Consider the following 18,667-nt stretch of genomic DNA (forward strand, 5'->3'; position numbering starts at 1 on the left):
CCGCCTGGTCTGTCACGCGTCGGTGTCGCGCTGTTCGCGCACCATCTCGACGACCTCTTCGTACTTCGGAGAGTTCATGAAGTTGTCGACGGACACGTGCACCGAGTTCGGCGACTGCGCCTTCGCCCGGTCGGTCAGCTGCTGCTGGGTGATGACCAGGTCGGCGCTGCCGTCGAGGTTCGCGATGGCCTGGTTCGTGACGGTGACGCCCTCGACCCCTGCCTTCTTGAACTTGTTGCGCAGCACGCTCGCGCCCATGGCCGACGATCCCATTCCGGCGTCGCAGGCGAACACGATGTTCTCGATGCGACGGTCCGTGGCGACGCCCGTGCCAGCCGCAGCGGCTGCTCCGGCTGCTCCGGCAGCTCCCGTACCCGACGAGGCGCGAAGGGCGTCCATCGCGGCGGACGACTTGCCCTTGTTCGCCTCGGTCTGTGCGATCGCGTCGCCGAAGCTGTCGCCCTCGGCCTCGAGGTCGCGCTTGCGGGAGGCCCGCAGGATGACGCCGGTGATGAGGAACGTGACGACCGCAGCGATGATCACCGAGAGGTAGACCACGAGCAGGTTCGGGACTCCGGGACCGACGGCGGCCGCGGTCACGGCGATGATGCTGCCGGGGGCCGCCGGGAACGCCAGGCCGCCTCCGAGCACCATGTTGGTCGTGACACCGGCCGCGCCACCCGCGATCAGGGCGAGGATGGTGGTCGGCTTGCTCAGCGCGTACGGGAAGTAGATCTCGTGGATGCCGCCGAAGAACTGGATGATCGCCGCACCGGGCGCAGACGCCTTGGCCGCACCGACGCCGAAGAACGAGAACGCGAGCAGCAGACCGAGGCCCGGACCGGGGTTCGCCTCGATCAGGAAGAGGATCGACTTGCCGGTCTCGGCCGCCTGCTCGATGCCGAGCGGAGTGAACACGCCGTGGTTGATGGCGTTGTTCAGGAACAGTACCTTCGCGGGCTCCACGATGATCGACACGAGGGGCAGCAGGTTCAGCGCGACCAGCCAGTCGACGGCACCGCCGAGAACCGCGCTGATGCCGAGCATCACGGGACCGAAGGCGAAGAATCCCACGATCGCGAGGATCATGCCCAGGATGCCGGCCGAGAAGTTGTTCACCAGCATCTCGAAGCCGGGGCGGATCTTGCCGTCCCACATCCGGTCCATCTGCTTGGTGATCCAGGCCGCGAGCGGCCCCATGATCATCGCGCCGAGGAACATCGGGATGTTGGTGCCGACGATGACACCCATCGTCGCGATCGTCGCGACGACTCCACCGCGCTCGCCGTAGACCATGCGGCCCGCGGTGTTGGCGATGAGGAGCGGCAGCAGGTACGTGACCATCGGTCCGACGAGGCCCACGTACGCGAAGATGTTGCCGTCGGCGCCTTCGGCCACCGCGGTCATGGCGCCCTGCCAGCCGACCACTGCGGAATCGCCGCCGCCGCCGATGGTCTCGGCGACACCGGCCCAGTGCCAGCCGAACGGGCTCTCGGACCCGAAGAATCCGGCCGGGATGAAGAGCATCGTGATGAATCCCCACGCGATGAACGCGGCGATGTTGGGCATGATCATGCCCGAGAGGAACGTGCCGAAGCGCTGCACGCCCGTTCGGAGGCCGCCTGCCTTCGTGGCGGCGGGTGACGTCGTCGTCATGATGTCGTCTCTTTCTGGTGAGGGGGGAGGGGTGCCGCGGCGTCAGCCACGGCGAGGCGAGCACCGGCGGCGTCGTCCGCCGCCAGTGCGAGTTCGGCGAAGTTGCGGGCTTCGTCGAGAGTGTGCTGCGACAGGGTGTGACGCACGTCCGCCAGGGCGGACGGCGCCATGGAGAGGCTCGTCGCGCCGAGCCCGACGAGCACGACGGCGAGCATCGGATCGGCGGCGGCCTCACCGCAGATCCCGACCGGCTTGCCGAGCCGGGCACCTGCCGTGCCGACCTCACGGATGAGACGGAGCACGGCGGGGTGCCACGGATCCTGGAACGCCGCGACGGAGCCGAGCAGACGGTCGGCGGCCATCGTGTACTGCGTGAGGTCGTTCGTGCCGATCGAGGCGAAGTCGGCGTGCGCGAGGATCCGGTCGGCGAGCAGCGCACTGGACGGGATCTCGACCATGACACCGGCGGTCTTCAGGCCGTACTCCCGGGCGAGCGAGGTGAAGTACTGCGTCTCCTCGACGGTCGCAACCATCGGCGCCATGACCCAGAGGTCCGCCTCGGTCGCGGCATCCGCTTCGGCGAGGGCCGTCAGCTGCTCGCGCAGGATGTCCTCGCTCGCCCGCAGAGCACGCAGCCCCCGCAGGCCCAGGGCCGGGTTCTCCTCGTGCGCGTCGTTGAGGAACGCCAGCGGCTTGTCGGCGCCGGCATCCAGCATCCTCACGACGACCTTCTTGCCGGGGAAGGCCGCGAGCAGCTCCCGATAGGACTCTCGCTGCTGCTGCACCGTCGGCGCCTGCGCCGACGAGAGGAACAGGAACTCGGTGCGGAACAGCCCGACGCCCTCGGCCCCGCGTTCGACGGCATCGGATGCGTCTGCAGGCTTCCCCAGGTTCGCCAGCAGCGGGATCGGCGTGCCGTCGGCGAGGGCGCCGGGAGTGAGTGGTGCGGCATCCGCCGAGCGGCGGGCGGCGGCGCGCTGCTCGGCGCGCGCCTTCTCGTCGTCGGTCGGATCGACGGTGACGATTCCGGCTGCGGCGTCGACGATGACCGGGCTGCCGGTCGCGAGCTCCGAGGCTGATGCCGCTCCGACGATCGCGACGATGCCCTTCTCGCGGGCGAGGATCGCGGTGTGCGAGGTGGGTCCGCCGTCGAAGGTGACGAGGGCGAGCACCTGATCGAGGTTCAGCAGCGCGGTGTCGGCCGGGGCGAGGTCGCGAGCGACGAGGACGAAGGGATGCCCGGGGTCGGGGACCCCTGGCGCATCCACGCCGCGAAGTCGGGCGAGCACCCGCTGCGCGATGTCGTCGAGATCGGCGGCGCGCTCGCCGAGGTAGCCCCCGACGGCCTCGAGCGTCGCCCGGAAACCGGCGAACGCGTCATGCACGGCCCATTCGGCCGTCGCGCCGTCGTCGATGCGTGCGTCGACCTCGTCCTGCAGCGTCGGGTCCTCGGCGATCATCGCCTGCGCCTCGAGCACCTCCTGGGCCGAGCCGCCGGCGGCCTCGCCGCGGGCCGTCAGCTCCTGTGCGACGGCCGTCACGGCCTCGCGGACACGTGTGCGCTCCGTGTCGGCTCCCTGACCGCTGGGGGTGTTCTCCGGGGCGGGCAGCGCCTCGGTCATCCGGACGACGACGCCCTGGGCGACTCCGAGACCGATGCCGACTCCACGCAGTTCGCTCATACTCCGGCGTCCTGATCATGGTCGGTCGTGAGCAGCTCGGTGAGCGTGTCGAGCACGCCTTCCGCGCTGTCGCCGTCGGCCGTCAGCGTGACGTAGTCGCCGTGCTCGATCGCCAGTGCGATCACGCCGAGGATGCTGGCCGCGTTGACCGCCTTCCCCGAGTCCTTCGCGATGGTCACGGGAATCCCCGAGTCCTTCGCCGCCTGTGCGAACAGCTTCGCCGGACGGGCGTGGAGTCCATGGGATGAGCCGATGCGGACGGTGCGAGAGACGGTCATGATGTTCCTTTCGGGGTGTTCCTGGCGCTGGAGACGATCGACTGTGCGAGTGCCAGCGTGCGGGTGCCGTCCCGATCGGCGAAGACGTCGTCGGGGAGCACGGCCACCTGAGCGGGCGCCGCCTGGCGGATCGCCTCGAGGCGATCGGCGAGATGAGGGCCGATGAGGATGAGGTCGTGGTCGCTGCCGGCGACGGACTGCTCCATGCCGGCTGCGGCGTCCCAGTCGAGGCCGGCTTCGGAAGCCGCCCGGCGGAGTCGTTGCGCGACGAACGTGCTCGACGCGCCAGCGCCGCACACCACGAGGATCTTCATCGATGCTCACCTTTCCTGAGAACAGTCTGGGAACAAGGGGGGTGTGCTCGCCAACAGGTTCCTTTCCGCCCCTGCGGAACCTCGGTTTCGGAGCACCGCTCCCCGCTTGCTGACATCATGGAAGTCACGTCAGGACAGTGCGGTCGGCACGGAGGAGGGAGCATCATGTCGCGACAGCGTCAGGATCAGCTCCTGTCGTCCCTGCTCCGTCAGGGCGAGTGGGTGACGGCCGCCAGTCTCGCCGATCAGCTCGGGGTCACCCCGCGCAGCATCCGCTCGTACGTCGCCGCGCTGAACGCGAGAACCGGTGGAGCGGATGCCGTCGAATCGGGCCCGGCGGGATACCGTGCCGGGTCGGGTGCTCGCGACGCACTGCGCGCGCGGCAGAGCGGCGACTCCGCCCCGCGTGACCGACTGCACGGTCTCGTCCGCACCCTGCTCGATGTGCCGGACGGGGTCGACGTCTTCGCCACGGCCAGTGCGCTCCATGTGAGCGAAGCCACTCTCGAGGCGGACCTCGCCCGCGTCCGCACACTGCTCGACGGCACCGATCTCGCACTCGAGAGAGACCGCGAGATCGTGCGACTGCGAGGCAACGAGGCGGCACAGCGTCGTCTGCTGTCGCGACTCGCACATGACGAGATGGATGCCGCGTCGTTCCACCCCGAGACGTTCCGCCGAGCGCTCGCCGGAGGAGTCATCGCCGCCGACGCCGTCGGGCCTTTCAAGTCCGAGCTCGTGCGCGAACTCGGAGAACAGGGCTACTACGTCAACGAGCTCGCGATCTCCGATGTCCTTCTGCACATCGCGATCGCCGCCGAGAGGGTTGCGGCCGGCCACGCGCTCGAAGCCGGTCCTGCCGGTGCGCGGGAGGAGATCCCGCGGGTCGGGGCTGTGATCGCCCGGCTCGCCCAGCAGCACTTCTCGGTCGCGCTGGGCGACGGGGACAGCGGGCATCTCGCGTCCCTCGTCCTCACGCGCATCGTGGCTCCGGGGGAGGACGCTGCGGGCGATGTCGCCCGCAGCGGCGTGGACCCGGGTGTCGAGGCGGCCGTGCGTGCGGAGATCGCGAGGGCGGCGGAGGATTTCCAAGTCGACCTGGTCGACGAGACCTTCGTGCTGCGCCTCGCCCTGCACGTGCAGAACCTGATGCGTCGCGCCGAGGAGAGCGCGCTGACCCGCAATCCGCTCACCCGCTCGCTCAAGACCTCGTATCCGATGATCTTCGAGGTCGCGGTCTCGATCGCCAGCGGACTGCACGATCGCCTCGGCACGCCGATCCACGACGACGAGATCGCCTACATCGCGATGCACGTCGGCGGACGACTCGAGCGCAGCCGCAAGGCCGAGTCGATCCTCACCGCGACCATCGTGTGCCCCGGGTATTACGAGCTGCACGAGCTGCTCCGATCGAGCGTCGACCGCTCGCTCGGGTCCGCGATCGAGGTGACCAGCGTCATCACCAAGGTCGACCCGGACTGGGCGTCGTTCGACACCGACCTGGTGCTCAGCACGATCGAGCCGGGCGCTGCCGGCGATCGCTTCGTCCGCATCCAGCCGTTCCTCACGGATGCCGATGTCGACCGGATCCAGCAGGCCGCGGCGCGCGTCCGGCGAGGCCGACGCCTCACCAGGCTCCGTGGCGAGCTCGCACGATACTTCGATGCCGACGCCTTCGTCTATCCGCTGCCCGATGCGGGGGAGGAGGCGATCATCCGGCGACTGGGCGGTCTCCTCGTGGATGCGGGGCTGATCGGCGACGACTACGTCGAGAACACCATCCTCCGCGAACGGATGTCGTCGACGGCGTTCACAGACGCGCTCGCGGTGCCGCACGCGCTCCAGATGACCGCCACGCGCACCGCGATCGCGATCGGCGTGACGGACGGGTCGGCAGCGTGGGGTGAGGGCCGCGTGCAGGTGGTCGCTCTCGCCGCCTTCAGCGAGAGCGACCGCGCCGCGTTCCAGACGGTGTTCGAGCAGCTCGTCGAGGTGTTCAGCGAACGGGAGAGCGTGCAGCGAATCCTCCGCCGGGGCACCACCTTCGAGGCGTTCCTCGACGAGCTCGTCGCCGTCATCGACGGGTGACGGCCGGGTCAGCCCTGAGGGTCGAGGACGCCGGCGAGGGTGTCGAGCACGGCGTCGGCGCCGGCCGAGTCCGCCGTCTCGAGCACCACGGCATCGCCGGGCGCGAGTGCGAGGTCCATCAGCGCGAGAACGCTGCTGAGGTCCACGACCGCGCCCGACGACGTCCGCAGGGTCACCGCGTGCGAATGCGCCTGCACGAGCCGCACGAGCTCGGCGACGGGGCGCGCGTGCACCCCGTTGTGCGCGCTGATCACGACATGTCTTCTCGGCATGCGGCCTACGAGCGTTCTTCCAGGAGCAGGCGCACCGCGGCCTCGAGCTCGGCGACCGTCGCGGTGGCGCGCTCCGCGGAGTCCGCGGCCGCGTCGATGTAGACCTTGAGCTTCGGCTCGGTGCCGCTCGGACGGACGATGATGCGCGAGCCGTCCGTGAGCCGATACCGCAGCACGTCGCCCGAGGGCTGCCCTGCGTCGGCGTGCAGCAGATCCTCCGCGGAGGCGATCGCGTGGCTGCCGAAGTGCGTCGGCGGCAGCGTGCGCAGCGAGAGCATCACGGTGCCGATGACCGAGAGGTCCTGCACGCGGACCGACACCTGACCGCTGGCGAAGTGACCGTACGTGTCACCGAGCTCCGACAGCAGGTCGGCGAGAGAGCGTCCGCGCTCGTGCGCCTCGGCGGCGAGTCCGAGGATCGCCACGGTCGCCGAGATGCCGTCCTTGTCGCGCACGGTCTCGGGATTCACGAGGTAGCCGAGTGCCTCCTCGAAGCCGAAGACGATGCCGGGGGCGCGGGAGATCCATTTGAAGCCCGTGAGCGTCTCGTGGAAGTCGAGCCCGTGATGGGCGGCGACCGCGCCGACGCCGGGCGATGAGACCAGGGAGCACGCGAGCGATGCACCCGGCGTGCCCTCGGCGGCCCTGGCGGCGCGAGCGCCCAGGAGGAGCCCGACCTCGTTGCCGGTGAGTCGCCGCCATCCACCCTCCGACGACGCGTCCGGGATCGCCACGGCGAGTCGGTCGGCATCCGGATCATTGGCGATGATGAAGTCCGCCTGCACGCGGCGGGCCCGGGTGAAGGACAGGTCCATCGCCCCCGGCTCCTCCGGGTTGGGGAACGAGACGGTGCGGAACGTCGCGTCGGGTTCGAGCTGCTCTCCGACGACCATCGGCTGAGGGTATCCGGCGGCCGCGACGATCTTCGACAGCGTCTCCCAGCCGACCCCGTGCATAGCGGTGTAGACCCAGCGCAGATCGGACGCGCCGGCTGGTGCGGGAGCGACCGCCGCTGTCGCGGCGACGTACGCGTCGACCACAGCTTCGCCGGCCGTCTCATAGTCGGTGGAGCGAGGCAACGACGTGACGTCGTCCGCATCGGCGACCCGCTGGATGTGCGCGGCGATCTCGGCATCGGCGGGTGCGACGATCTGCGAGCCCTGATCGGCGCCGCCCAGATAGACCTTGTATCCGTTGTCGTTCGGCGGGTTGTGCGACGCGGTCACCATGACACCGGCATCCGCGCCCAGGTGACGCACCGCGAACGCGAGCACGGGCGTGGGCAGCAGTCTCGGCAGCAGGATCGCGCGCAGCCCTGCTCCGGCGAACAGCTCGGCGGAGTCGGTCGCGAACACGCGGGAGTTGCGGCGTCCGTCATAGCCGATCACCACGGTCGGCGTGCGGCCGTGCGACTTCTCGCGCAGGTACGAGGCGAACCCGGCGGCCGCCTGCGCGACGAGCACGCGGTTCATGCGGTTGCTGCCGGCCCCCAGGGCTCCGCGGAGACCGGCGGTGCCGAACGCGAGTCGGGTGCTGAAGCGATCATCGAGGTCGGCGGCGGCCGACTCGTCGCCATCGGCTGCCCGCGTGATGACCACGGCCAGCTCGTCGCGGGTCTCGTGATCGGGGTCCTGTCTCATCCACGCGCGCGCCTGCGCGAGACGCTCGTCGTTCACAGCGCCTCGACCACTCGGGCCAGCAGCGCCGAGATGACCGGTTCGGCCTCTCGACCGGCCTCGATGACCTCAGCGTGGCTGAGCGGCGTCTTCTGGATGCCGGCGGCGAGGTTGGTGATGAGCGAGAACCCGAGGATCTCCATACCGGCCTCGCGAGCGGCGATCGCCTCGAGCGCTGTCGACATTCCCACGATGTGTCCGCCGATGTGCTTGGCCATCTGCACCTCGGCCGGCGTCTCGTAGTGCGGGCCGCGGAACTGCGTGTACACGCCCTCGTCGAGCGTGGGGTCGACGCTCCGGGCGATGTCGCGCAGACGCGTCGAATAGAGGTCGGTGAGGTCGATGAAGGTCGCGCCCTCGAGAGGGGAGTCGGCCGTGAGATTGATGTGGTCGCTGATCAGCACGGGCTGGCCGGGAGTCCACGTCTCGCGCACTCCGCCGGCGCCGTTCGTCAGCACCATGATCTTGGCGCCCGTGGCCGCGGCGGTGCGCACCGAGTGCACGACACGGCGCACGCCGTGGCCCTCGTAGTAGTGGGTGCGGGCACCGATGACGAGGACGTTCTTGCCATCGGGAGTGCGGATGCTGCGCAGGGTGCCCACGTGGCCCTCGAGAGCGGGCTTCGAGAAGCCGGTGACCTCGGTGGCGGGGATGGTCGCCGTGGTCTCGCCGATGATGTCGGCGGCCTTGCCCCAGCCGCTGCCGAGGGTCAGGGCGATGTCGTGCTTCTCGACTCCGGTCAGGCGCGCGATGTCGGCGGCTGCGTCGGCTGCGACCTCGAACGGGTTCGCATTCGGGTCGTCGAGGGGGTTGCTGTGTGTTTCAGACATGGATCCACTCTAGGAAGGTGCAGGCTCCGGGGCCAGGATTGCGGAAGAATGGAGATCATGTCTTCCACCCCTTTTGAGCGCACACAGCGCGTCGCCGTCCTCGGCGGCGGTCCCGGCGGTTATGAGGCGGCCCTCGCGGCCGCTCAGCTCGGAGCCGAGGTGACCCTGGTCGAGCGTGTGGGCGTGGGCGGAGCGGCAGTGCTCACCGATGTCGTTCCCTCGAAGAGCCTGATCGCCACGGCGGATGCCGCGGTCGCGATCTCGGAGGCCTCCGACCTCGGAGTGCAGTTCTACGCCAAGGGCGAGCACGGCAAGCCGCTCAAGCCCGAGATCGCCATCAACCTCGCCGCGGTGAACAAACGTCTGATCGCGCTCGCGGGCCAGCAGTCCGAGGACATGCGCACGACGCTGCTCGAGGCCGGCGTGCGCATCCTGTCCGGCCACGGCCGTCTGGAGGGACCGACGGCGATCGTGGTCTCGACCGGGCAGAAGGGCACCGACTTCGACCGAGTCGAGGCCGACACGATCATCGTGGCGGTGGGCGCGTCGCCGCGCGAACTGGATTCGGCCAAGCCCGACGGCAAGCGGATCCTCACGTGGACGCAGCTGTACGACATGAAGGCGCTTCCCGAGCACCTGATCGTGGTCGGCTCCGGTGTGACGGGCGCCGAGTTCGCGTCCGCCTACATGAACCTCGGCGCCAAGGTCACGCTGATCTCCAGCCGCGAGCAGGTGCTGCCGGGTGAGGACCAGGATGCCGCGCACGTGCTCGAGAAGGTCTTCAAGCGCGGGGGGATGACGGTGCTCTCCAAGGCCCGCGCCGAGAAGGTCGAGGTCACCGAGGACGGCGTGCGTGCGACGCTCTCCGACGGCCGCACGGTCGAGGGGAGTCACTGCCTCATGGCGGTCGGCTCGATCCCGAACACCGCTGGCATCGGTCTCGAAGACGCGGGAGTCGAGCTCGACGAGACCGGGCACGTGCGGGTCAACCGCGTCGCGCGCACCTCTGTGCCCAACGTCTACGCCGTCGGCGACTGCACGAACTTCTTCCCGCTCGCCTCCGTCGCGTCTATGCAGGGCCGCACGGCCGTGTTCCACGCGCTGGGCGACATCGTGATCCCTCTGGAGCTGATCAAGATCACCTCCAACATCTTCACGGCGCCCGAGATCGCCACGGTCGGCTATTCCGAGAAGGACGTCGAAGACGGCGTCGCGGACGGCCTCGTCTACAAGCTGCCCCTCGCCGCGAACCCTCGGGCCAAGATGATGGGCATCAAGGACGGTTTCGTGAAGCTGATCGCACGCAAGGGATCCGGCACCGTGATCGGCGGCGTGATCGTCGCGCCCAAGGCCTCCGAGCTGATCTACCCGATCGCGGTCGCCGTCGAGCGTCGTCTGACGGTCGACCAGGTCTCTCGCGTCTTCGCGGCATACCCGTCGCTGTCGAGCAGCATCACCGACGCGAGCAGGGCGATGCACCTCGTCAACGCGAACATCTCCTAGATCCGCCGCGGATCAGACGAGAAAGGCGCCCCGCAGCAGCGGGGCGCCTTTCTCGTGTGCGAAGGTGGTCAGCTGATCGTGAGCAGCTGGTGTCCGGCCGAGACCGTCGCACCGGCGACGGCGCCGATGTTGCCGATCGTGCCGTCCTTGTGAGCCTGCAGCGGCTGCTCCATCTTCATCGCCTCGAGGACGACGACCAGATCGCCCTTGACGACCTGCTGCCCCTCTTCGACGGCGACCTTGACGACGGTCGCCTGCATCGGCGACTTGACGGCGTCTCCCGATGCGCCGGCGCTGACCGAGGTCGCGTGGCTGCGGCGGGACGGCGGAACCGCGGCCGGTCGTCCTGCGGTGCCGGCCGCCACCGCGACGCGATCGGGAAGGCTGACCTCGAGGCGCTTGCCGCCGACCTCGACCACGACGGTGTGCCGGTTCTCGCCGGTGGAGGGCGACTCGAGCTCGCCGTCCCAGGCGGGGATGTCGTTCTCGAACTCGGTCTCGATCCAGCGGGTGAAGATGCCGAACTCGCCGTTCTCGGCGGTGAACGCGGGGTCGTTCACGACCTTGCGGTGGAACGGGAGCACGGTGGGCAGACCTGCGACCTCGAACTCCTCGAGGGCGCGGCGCGAGCGCTCCAGGGCCTCGGCGCGGTCCTTGCCGGTGACGATGATCTTCGCGAGCAGCGAGTCGAAGGCGCCCGAGACCGAGTCGCCCGCGGTGACGCCAGAGTCGAGGCGGATGCCGGGTCCGCCGAAGGTCTTGAAGACGTGGATCGGACCAGGCTGCGGGAGGAACCCTCGACCGGGGTCCTCGCCGTTGATGCGGAACTCGATCGAGTGTCCGGTCGGCTTCGGGTCGTCGTAGTCGATCGTGCCGCCGGCGGCGATGCGGAACTGCTCGCGCACCAGGTCGATGCCGGTGACCTCCTCGGAGACGGGGTGCTCGACCTGCAGACGGGTGTTGACCTCGAGGAACGAGACGGTGCCGTCGGCGCCGATCAGGAACTCGCAGGTGCCTGCGCCCACGTAGCCGACCTCCTTGAGGATGGCCTTCGACGCGGAATAGAGCAGGTCGTTCTGCTCGTCCGTGAGGAACGGCGCGGGTGCCTCCTCGACGAGCTTCTGGTGGCGGCGCTGCAGCGAGCAGTCGCGCGTCGAGATGACGACGACGTTGCCCTCGGCATCCGCCAGGCACTGGGTCTCGACGTGCCGCGGCTTGTCGAGGTACTTCTCGACGAAGCACTCGCCGCGTCCGAAGGCGGTGACCGCCTCGCGGGTGGCGGATTCGAAGAGCTCCGCGACCTCGTCGAGCTCGCGGGCGACCTTCAGGCCGCGACCTCCGCCGCCGTACGCGGCTTTGATCGCGATCGGCAGACCGAACTCCTTCGCGAAGGCGACGACCTCGTCGGCTCCGGAGACGGGCCCCGGCGTTCCGGGAGCGAGCGGCGCGCCGACCTTCTCGGCGACGTGGCGGGCGGTGACCTTGTCGCCGAGCGCCTCGATGGCGTCGGGGGAAGGCCCGATCCAGGTCATCCCCGCACCGATGACGGCGCGGGCGAATTCGGCGTTCTCGGCGAGGAAGCCGTACCCGGGGTGCACGGCGTCGGCGCCGGCGCGGCGGGCGACCGAGAGGATCTTCTCGATCTGCAGGTAGGTCTCGGCGCTCGTGGCGCCGCCGAGGGCATAGGCCTCGTCGGCGAGGCGGGTGTGCAGAGCGTCGCGGTCCTGGTCGGCGTACACGGCGACGGAGGCGATCCCCGAGTCGCGAGCGGCACGGATGATGCGGACGGCGATCTCGCCGCGGTTGGCGATGAGCACCTTGGCGATATCAGGCATGCTTGCCAGCCTAGCGAGAAGGCTCCCGTTCGCTTTGACGACTCTCCACAAGAAAGAGGCAGAAACGTCGACGAGACTCTACGACCAGAGGTCGGTCCACGTGACGCCGAGATCGGCGGCGAGGCGGCGCACGGTCGACAGCGACATCCCGACCACCGTCGACGGGTCGCCGTCGACGCGGGTGATGAAGGCGCCGCCCAGACTGTCGACCGTGAACGCACCGGCGACGAGCAGGGGCTCACCCGAGGCGACGTAGGCGGCGATCTCGGCATCCGTGACGTCATCGGCGAAGGTCACCGAAGCCTCGGCCGTGGCGGTGGCCTCGACCGGGTCGGTGCCCGGCGAGACACGGAAGACCGAGTGCCCCGAGTGCAGGATGCCGGTGGCCCCGCGCATCTCCTGCCAGCGTCTGGTCGCCTCCTCGGGCGTGTAGGGCTTGCCGTACACGCGCCCGCCGAGTTCGAACATCGAGTCTCCGCCGATCACGATGCCGTCGAACTCGCCGTCCGCAGAGAGGCGCTGCGCGACGTCCGCCGCCTTCGCCCGGGCGAGCAGGAGCACGAGGTCCGCCGGTGTCAGCTCCGCGCCCCGTTCGGCCGCGGCAGCGGCGGCGACCGCATCCTCATCCACTCCCGGCGACTGGGTCAGAGGCTCGATACCCGCCTGACGCAGCAGCATGAGGCGGGCGGGAGAGGTGGAGGCCAGGCAGACGCGCATGTTCACCACCGTATCCTCGAAGGATGACTTCCTCCCCAGTCCTGCTCGATCTGGACATCACCGGCATCGCGCACGGCGGCACGTTCATCGCCCGACACGAAGGCCGGGTCGTCTTCGTCTCCGACGCCATCCCCGGTGAGCGGGTCCGCGCGCGGCTCACCGAGGACTCCACGGGTGAGTCCAAGAGCTTCTGGCGTGCCGAGACGGTCGAGGTCCTGGACGCCTCGCCGCATCGTCGCCCCCACATCTGGGCGGAGGCCGACGTCTCCCGCGCGCCCGAGAACCGGCCGGGGGGCGCCGACCTGGGGCACATCGATCTCGCGCATCAGCGCGTGCTCAAGCGTCAGGTGCTCACCGAGGCGCTCGATCGTTTCGCCGGACCCGGTCTCGAGGCTCCCGAGATCGAGGCCGTGGACTCGACCGACGGAACCGGCTGGCGCTCCCGGGTGACCCTGCACGTCGACGACCAGGGGCGCGTCGGTCCCTACGCCGCTCGCAGTCACCGGGTGATCCCGGTCAGCTCCCACCCGCTCGCGCGTCCGGCGGTCGCACAGGCGGCCCTCCGTCTCGCGGGCGGCGAGGCGGGCAGCGTCGACCTGGTCGAACCGGGCGACGGCCAGGTGCGGGTCATCCGACGAGATCGCCTCGACGAGCGACCGGCCAGGGGGCAGCACCGCCGCCCGGCGCCCGAAGTCGTCTACGAGCAGGTGGGCGATCGCCGGTTCCAGGTCGACGCCGGTGGATTCTGGCAGGTGCACCCGCGAGCCGCCTCGGTGCTCGACGGCGCCGTCTACGGCATCCTCGACGGGCACGTCGATCCGGAGGCGACGCACTTCGACCTCTACGGAGGAGTCGGGCTCTTCGCCGCATCGCTCGCAGACCTCGGTGGCACCGACATCGTCACCGTCGAGTCCAGCAGGCGGGCGACGACTCACGCGCAGCAGAACCTCGCGCCCCTCGCCGTGAACGCCGTCACAGCACGGGTCGACCGCTATCTCGCCGGTCTCCCCTCCGACACGCGAGCAGGAGCGGTCGTACTCGATCCGCCGCGTGCCGGTGCCGGACGCGCGGTGGTCGATGCACTGAACTCTCTCGCCCCCGAGGCGATCGCCTACGTCGCCTGCGACCCTGTGGCGTTGGCGCGGGACCTCGGAACCTTCCGCGAACACGGGTGGAACGTGGGGACGCTGCGCGGTTTCGACCTGTTCCCGCACTCGCATCACTTCGAGGTCGTCGCGCTGCTCACCCGGTGATCGTGATCTGCGGGGGCTGAGTACTCAGTAGGCTGGGCGGATGAGCAGGGTCGCACTCATCGACGATCACGAATCCGTCCGCCTCGGTCTCGAGGCGGCGTGCGCTCGTGACGGAGAGCAGACCGTCGTCTTCTCCGGCAGCACCGTCGTGTCCTACCTCGAGTGGAGGTCGACGACGTCGTCGCAGCCTGCCGACGTGGTGGTGCTCGACCTCACCCTGGGAGACGGCACCACGGTGACCGAGAACGTCCGGTCTCTCGTCGCCGACGGCGCGAGCGTCGTGATCCACAGCGTCGCCGATCGACCGGCGGCTGTGCGCGAGGCGCTCGCTGCCGGTGCAGCCGGCGTCGTGAGCAAATCCTCTGCGCTGGACGACGTGCTCGACGCCATCCGCACCGTCGCGCAGGGCGAAGCCCTCAACAACGTCGAGTGGGCGAGCGCTGTCGACGGGGATCGCGACTTCGCGGACGCCCAGCTGTCGACACGCGAGCGGGAGGTGCTCCGGCTGTATGCGACCGGCCTGCCGCTGAAGGCCGTGGCCGAGCGCCTCGGCGTCGCGTACTCGACCGCCAAGGAGAACATCACCCGGATCCGGGTCAAGTACGTGGAGGTCGGGCGACCGGCCCCGACGAAGGTCGACCTTCTGCGGCGAGCGATGGAGGATGGGATCGTCGCCGCAGACGGGGCGCCGAGTGGCCGCTGACCCGCTCAGCATCCGGGAGGCATGGAGCAAGATCCCTTCGCCCGGCAGCGTGGAGACCGAGTTCGAGCGCTTCACCGGCAAACGCATGGAGCGCATCCTCGCGACGGTCGTCGCGATCGGATCGGGTGTTCTCGGCGCACAGGCACTGATCGCGGGGGTCACGACGACGGGATCGGATGCCGCGCGCATCACGATGCTGCTCGTGGTCTTCGTGCCGCTGATCGTCATGCTCGTCGCGTGCGTCATCGGACGTGGCGTCAGGACCGCGTCCGGCGCGTTCGCCATCGTGTACACACTCGCGCTCGCCGCCTGGCCGAGTCTGGTCGACCCGGTGGGCAGAGCCGCCGACCAGCCGTGGATCTTCTTCCTCGTCAACGTGGGCGTCGTGGCTGCGATGCTCGCCTTCCCTCTGTGGCTGCAGTTCGTCTGGGCGGTGTGCCTGCCGTTCGTCTACGGCTATGTCCGCCTCGTCGAGGGCGATTTCTCGCGAGACTTCTGGGTGACGACGGCGTTCGACGTGTCGTTCACCCTGATCCTCGGATGCGTCATCATCGCGTTGGGATGGATGTTCCGCTCGGTCGCCGCGGGTGTCGATGAGGCCCGGGCCCGAGCCGTCGCGTCGTACGCGGGGGCCGCGGCAGCCGCCGCAGCCGAGGAGGAGCGTGCGGCGATGTCGGCGCTCATGCACGACAGCGTCCTCGCAGCGCTGATCGCGGCGGAACGGGCCGAAGGCGATCGGGCGCAGGACCTCGCCGTGGGGATGGCCCGGGAGGCTCTCACCCGCCTGGCGAACACCGAGGCCGCGGTGGCCCAGGAGGGCAGCGACGAACCGGTGGGCGCCGCTCAGATCGTCGTCGAGCTCCGTCGCGCGCTGTCCGAGCTCGGGGCGGATGCGATCGTCGAGGAACGGGGAGGGATCGGCCTGATCCCCGGGCGCGCGGCGAGAGCACTCGTGCTCGCCGCCAGACAGGCGCTCGGCAACGCGGTCACCCATGCGGGTGGGCGCGGGCTGCACATCCTCGTCGAGGGCCGCGGTGACGAGGGGATCACGGTGACGATCTCGGACACCGGCCCAGGATTCGATATCGGGGCCATCGGCGCCGACCGCCTCGGGATCAGAGCGTCGATCTTCGCACGGATGGCCGGGGTGGCGGGCACCGCCGAGATCGATTCGAGAGAGTGCGGCACCACCGTGACGCTGGGCTGGGAGCGGCCATGAATCGCACGGTGCGCAGTGTCGCGACGTCACTCGCGGTGGGCTTCGCGATGTACTTCGCCGCGAGAGGGGTGTGGTGGATCGAGCAGCCCTCCGCGCCGCTGCTGATGGTCGCGGCGATCGCGCTGTACCTCGTCGTCGTCAACGTCGCGATCCTCTGGGACTCGGCGATCTCGGTGCGGATGCCGCTCTGGGCGGCGCTGCTGACGCTGGTCTCGAGCGTCCTCATTCCGATTCTCGTGACGCTGTCACTCGATCCGCTGACACGCACGGCGCCGTTCGCCACCTGGTACATCGGTGCGCTCGGTCTGATGGGCGTGGTGTGCATCGTCCGGCGCCGCTTCGTGATCGGCTGGCTGGTGGTGCTCGTCCTCGTCGCCACATCGTCGGTGTATCTGGGTGTCTTCGTGGCGCTGTCCCTCGGCCTGGTGGGCTCGCTCGTGTGGGTCGCGATCGCTCACCTCCTGGTGATCTTCTGGGACAGAGCCGTCCGCGACACCGAGCGCCTCGCCGGCATCCAGCAGGCGGTGTCCGCCTGGCACGCGACCCAGCAGGTGCGCCAGAAGGAACGTCGTCTGCGCACGCAGTTCGCGCTGGCGGTCGCGGGGCCGGTGCTCAGTCGCACCGTCGCATCGCGTGGCGCGCTGAGCGAGGAGGAGCGTCTGCAGGCGCGTCTGGCGGAAGGTCGCCTGCGCGACGAGCTCCGGGGAGCCGATCTGCTCAACGATGCGGTGCGGGATGCGATCGAGGACGCGCGTCGCCGCGGTGCCGTCGTCACCGTCTTCGACGAGGGCGGCTTGGACGACGTCGATGAGGGACGACGCGCGATGATCCGCGACGAGCTCGCCCGGGTGCTGCGCGATGCGGATGCGGAGCGGTGGATCATCCGAGCGGCCAGGGATGCTCACACGGCCGTGACGGTGGTCGGCCGGGCCGGCGCCGGCGGGCAGAGCGACGACGATGCCGTCGACGTGTGGCACGAGATCCCGAGAGACGCTCCACGCCAGTGAGGCCCCTGTCCTCGGCTCTGGCCGGGGGAGGGGGTCAGAGTCGAGGTCAGACAGAGTGGGCGAGGGGCGGCGAATCCGCCAGCCCCTCGCCATGCGGACCAGTTACCCGAAAACCGTCCGCTGGTGGCCGGTCTGCGTCTATCTACCCTGGGACAGAGAGACCAGCCGAACGCGAAGCGTCTTACTCAGTCTCATGGTTAGTCAAGTCGTTGTCTGTAGGTATTTTGGGGGACACGGAATCGACGCCGGTGCGAGATGATGAGGCATGGGAATGCGTCGCGGAACCAATCTCCCCCGCATGGGTGACTTCAACCAGTCCGTCATCCTCGAGGCCATCCGCCGGTCCGGAGAGGGACTCAGCCGGATCGAGCTCGTCGATGCGACCGGCCTCTCGGCGCAGACGATCACGAACATCACCCGTCGCCTTCTCGACGAGGGGCTGATCACCGAAGCAGGGCGGACCATCAACGGGCCCGGCAAGCCGCGAGTCACGCTGCGCCTGGTCGCGGAGAGTCGTTTCTCGGTGGGGGTGCATCTCGACCCGTCGGTGATCACCTTCGTGCTGCTGAACATGTCCGGTGCGGTGATCGCACGACGAGTCGTGCGCACGCACGACCGGGACCCGCACCGCATCGTCGAGACGATGGCGCAGACGATCGATGGCCTCGTCGACGAGGCCGGCATCGATCGCGCACTCGTCGCCGGGGTCGGCGTCGCTGCCCCCGGGCCGCTCGACGCGGCGAAAGGCACGGTGGTGGACCCGCCGAAGCTCGACGGATGGCATCGGGTGCCGCTGCGTTCCGTTCTCGCAGAAGCGACGGGCTTCGAAGTCACGCTGGAGAAGGACACCACTGCCGCCGCAGTGGGGGAGCTGTGGACCGGCTCCGCGACAGCCGAGGACTCGTTCCTGTTCGTCTACCTCGGCACGGGGCTCGGGGCCGCCGCAGCGCGTGAGGGGGTCGTGGTCACAGGCAGCACCCACAACTTCGGCGAGATCGGCCACATCATGGTCGACCCAGACGGGCCGCCTTGCGCGTGCGGCTCGCGAGGATGCGTCGAAGTGGTATGCACCCCGCAGGCGATCGTCGAGCAGGCGGAGGCGGCCGGGGTGTTCCGCGATGAGCCGGACGACGGAGGTGCGCGCGGGGTGGAGGAGCGGTTCGCCCGCCTGTGCGAGCTCGCTGCCGCGGGCGAGATCCGCGCGCTGGGCGTTCTGCGTCGTTCTGCCGAACATCTCGCAGTGCTGATCTCGGTGCTCACGAACATCCTCGATGTCGATCGTGTGGTGCTCGGCGGGCCGTTCTGCGCCCCTCTGTCCGAGGTCTATCTGCGCGAGATCCCGGAGCAGCTGAACCGTCGCAGTGCGACGAGGTCGGTTCGGGCCTTGCGCGTCGACAGCGCGGTGGTGGGAGAGGATGTCGGTGCCGTGGGAGCCGCCTGCGTCGTGCTCGACGCGGTGCTCACGCCTCGAGCATCCGACCTCTACCTCGAGGATTGAACGGCGCCATCAATTCGCATACCGGTATATCGGTTGGAGCGCCCTCAGTGATTACTCCAGTCGATGTATTATCGAAGAGATGCGCCGTCTGGGGTTTACAGGTGCCAGGGGCGACGGCCCCGCATCAATCGGAGGG

Annotated in this window: 16 protein-coding genes; 7 read left to right on the plus strand and 9 right to left on the minus strand. The window is 69.4% G+C overall.

The features are described 5' to 3' along the window. Positions 1–12 precede the first annotated feature (12 nt). From ACIPV5_RS17125 to ACIPV5_RS17140, 4 genes are read right to left on the minus strand one after another with little or no spacing between them, the layout of a single operon-like run. Complete coding sequence (locus tag ACIPV5_RS17125; protein WP_320489917.1) at positions 13–1,656, minus strand: PTS mannitol transporter subunit IICB; 1,644 nt, start codon at positions 1,654–1,656, stop codon at positions 13–15. Continuing rightward, on the minus strand, positions 1,653–3,338 hold the full coding sequence (gene ptsP, locus ACIPV5_RS17130; protein WP_072591533.1) for a phosphoenolpyruvate--protein phosphotransferase: 1,686 nt from the start codon (positions 3,336–3,338) through the stop codon (positions 1,653–1,655). The genes ACIPV5_RS17125 and ptsP overlap by 4 nt, the downstream gene beginning before the upstream one ends. Continuing rightward, complete coding sequence (locus ACIPV5_RS17135; RefSeq protein WP_053096995.1) at positions 3,335–3,616, minus strand: HPr family phosphocarrier protein; 282 nt, start codon at positions 3,614–3,616, stop codon at positions 3,335–3,337. The genes ptsP and ACIPV5_RS17135 overlap by 4 nt, the downstream gene beginning before the upstream one ends. Beyond that, positions 3,613–3,930 (minus strand): PTS sugar transporter subunit IIB, encoded by a 318-nt coding sequence (locus tag ACIPV5_RS17140; protein ID WP_053096993.1) that lies wholly within the window; start codon positions 3,928–3,930, stop codon positions 3,613–3,615. Before ACIPV5_RS17140 ends, ACIPV5_RS17135 begins: the two co-directional genes overlap by 4 nt. Before the next feature lie 165 nt (positions 3,931–4,095). Here ACIPV5_RS17140 and ACIPV5_RS17145 point away from each other — a divergent pair, with 165 nt between their 5' ends. Then, positions 4,096–6,018 carry a transcription antiterminator gene (locus tag ACIPV5_RS17145; RefSeq protein ID WP_187250490.1) on the plus strand — a complete coding sequence of 641 codons (1,923 nt, stop codon included), beginning with the start codon at positions 4,096–4,098 and terminating at the stop codon, positions 6,016–6,018. 8 nt (positions 6,019–6,026) lie between these two features. Here the strand turns inward: ACIPV5_RS17145 and ACIPV5_RS17150 are convergent, their stop codons facing one another. From ACIPV5_RS17150 to ACIPV5_RS17160, 3 genes are read right to left on the minus strand one after another with little or no spacing between them, the layout of a single operon-like run. Beyond that, positions 6,027–6,290, minus strand: coding sequence for an HPr family phosphocarrier protein (locus tag ACIPV5_RS17150; RefSeq protein WP_082297852.1), 264 nt, complete (start codon positions 6,288–6,290; stop codon positions 6,027–6,029). Between the two features lie 5 nt (positions 6,291–6,295). Then, a complete protein-coding gene (locus ACIPV5_RS17155) occupies positions 6,296–7,930 on the minus strand; it encodes a phospho-sugar mutase (protein WP_400342057.1) in 1,635 nt (544 codons plus the stop codon). 32 nt (positions 7,931–7,962) lie between these two features. Continuing rightward, entirely contained in the window at positions 7,963–8,796 is an 834-nt protein-coding gene (locus ACIPV5_RS17160) for a purine-nucleoside phosphorylase (protein ID WP_053096984.1), read from the minus strand. Between the two features lie 48 nt (positions 8,797–8,844). On the opposite strand from ACIPV5_RS17160, the gene ACIPV5_RS17165 reads away from it, so the two are divergent. Then, positions 8,845–10,299, plus strand: a complete 1,455-nt coding sequence (locus tag ACIPV5_RS17165; RefSeq protein WP_171821928.1) for an NAD(P)H-quinone dehydrogenase — start codon at positions 8,845–8,847, stop codon at positions 10,297–10,299. Between the two features lie 68 nt (positions 10,300–10,367). Here the strand turns inward: ACIPV5_RS17165 and ACIPV5_RS17170 are convergent, their stop codons facing one another. Together ACIPV5_RS17170 and ACIPV5_RS17175 are read right to left on the minus strand one after the other, a co-directional pair. Next, entirely contained in the window at positions 10,368–12,134 is a 1,767-nt protein-coding gene (locus ACIPV5_RS17170; protein WP_400342060.1) for an acetyl/propionyl/methylcrotonyl-CoA carboxylase subunit alpha, read from the minus strand. Positions 12,135–12,212: 78 nt separating this feature from the next. Continuing rightward, positions 12,213–12,851 carry a nucleoside triphosphate pyrophosphatase gene (locus ACIPV5_RS17175; RefSeq protein ID WP_053099183.1) on the minus strand — a complete coding sequence of 213 codons (639 nt, stop codon included), beginning with the start codon at positions 12,849–12,851 and terminating at the stop codon, positions 12,213–12,215. Positions 12,852–12,874: 23 nt separating this feature from the next. Here ACIPV5_RS17175 and ACIPV5_RS17180 point away from each other — a divergent pair, with 23 nt between their 5' ends. The 5 genes from ACIPV5_RS17180 (at position 12,875) to ACIPV5_RS17200 (ending at position 18,531) form a co-directional block, all read left to right on the plus strand. Further along, positions 12,875–14,104, plus strand: coding sequence for a TRAM domain-containing protein (locus ACIPV5_RS17180; RefSeq protein WP_363521619.1), 1,230 nt, complete (start codon positions 12,875–12,877; stop codon positions 14,102–14,104). A gap of 40 nt (positions 14,105–14,144) precedes the next feature. After that, positions 14,145–14,807, plus strand: a complete 663-nt coding sequence (locus ACIPV5_RS17185) for a response regulator transcription factor (RefSeq protein ID WP_053096978.1) — start codon at positions 14,145–14,147, stop codon at positions 14,805–14,807. After that, complete coding sequence (locus tag ACIPV5_RS17190; protein ID WP_400342063.1) at positions 14,797–16,026, plus strand: ATP-binding protein; 1,230 nt, start codon at positions 14,797–14,799, stop codon at positions 16,024–16,026. Before ACIPV5_RS17185 ends, ACIPV5_RS17190 begins: the two co-directional genes overlap by 11 nt. Further along, positions 16,023–17,033: a hypothetical protein gene (locus ACIPV5_RS17195; protein ID WP_053096976.1), complete on the plus strand. Its 1,011-nt coding sequence runs from the start codon at positions 16,023–16,025 to the stop codon at positions 17,031–17,033. Before ACIPV5_RS17190 ends, ACIPV5_RS17195 begins: the two co-directional genes overlap by 4 nt. A gap of 298 nt (positions 17,034–17,331) precedes the next feature. Continuing rightward, on the plus strand, positions 17,332–18,531 hold the full coding sequence (locus tag ACIPV5_RS17200; protein ID WP_400342065.1) for an ROK family transcriptional regulator: 1,200 nt from the start codon (positions 17,332–17,334) through the stop codon (positions 18,529–18,531). The last annotated feature ends 136 nt before the right edge of the window (positions 18,532–18,667 follow it).

It is taken from the genome of Microbacterium sp. NPDC090014, from assembly GCF_044748285.1.
Taxonomy (GTDB): domain Bacteria; phylum Actinomycetota; class Actinomycetes; order Actinomycetales; family Microbacteriaceae; genus Microbacterium.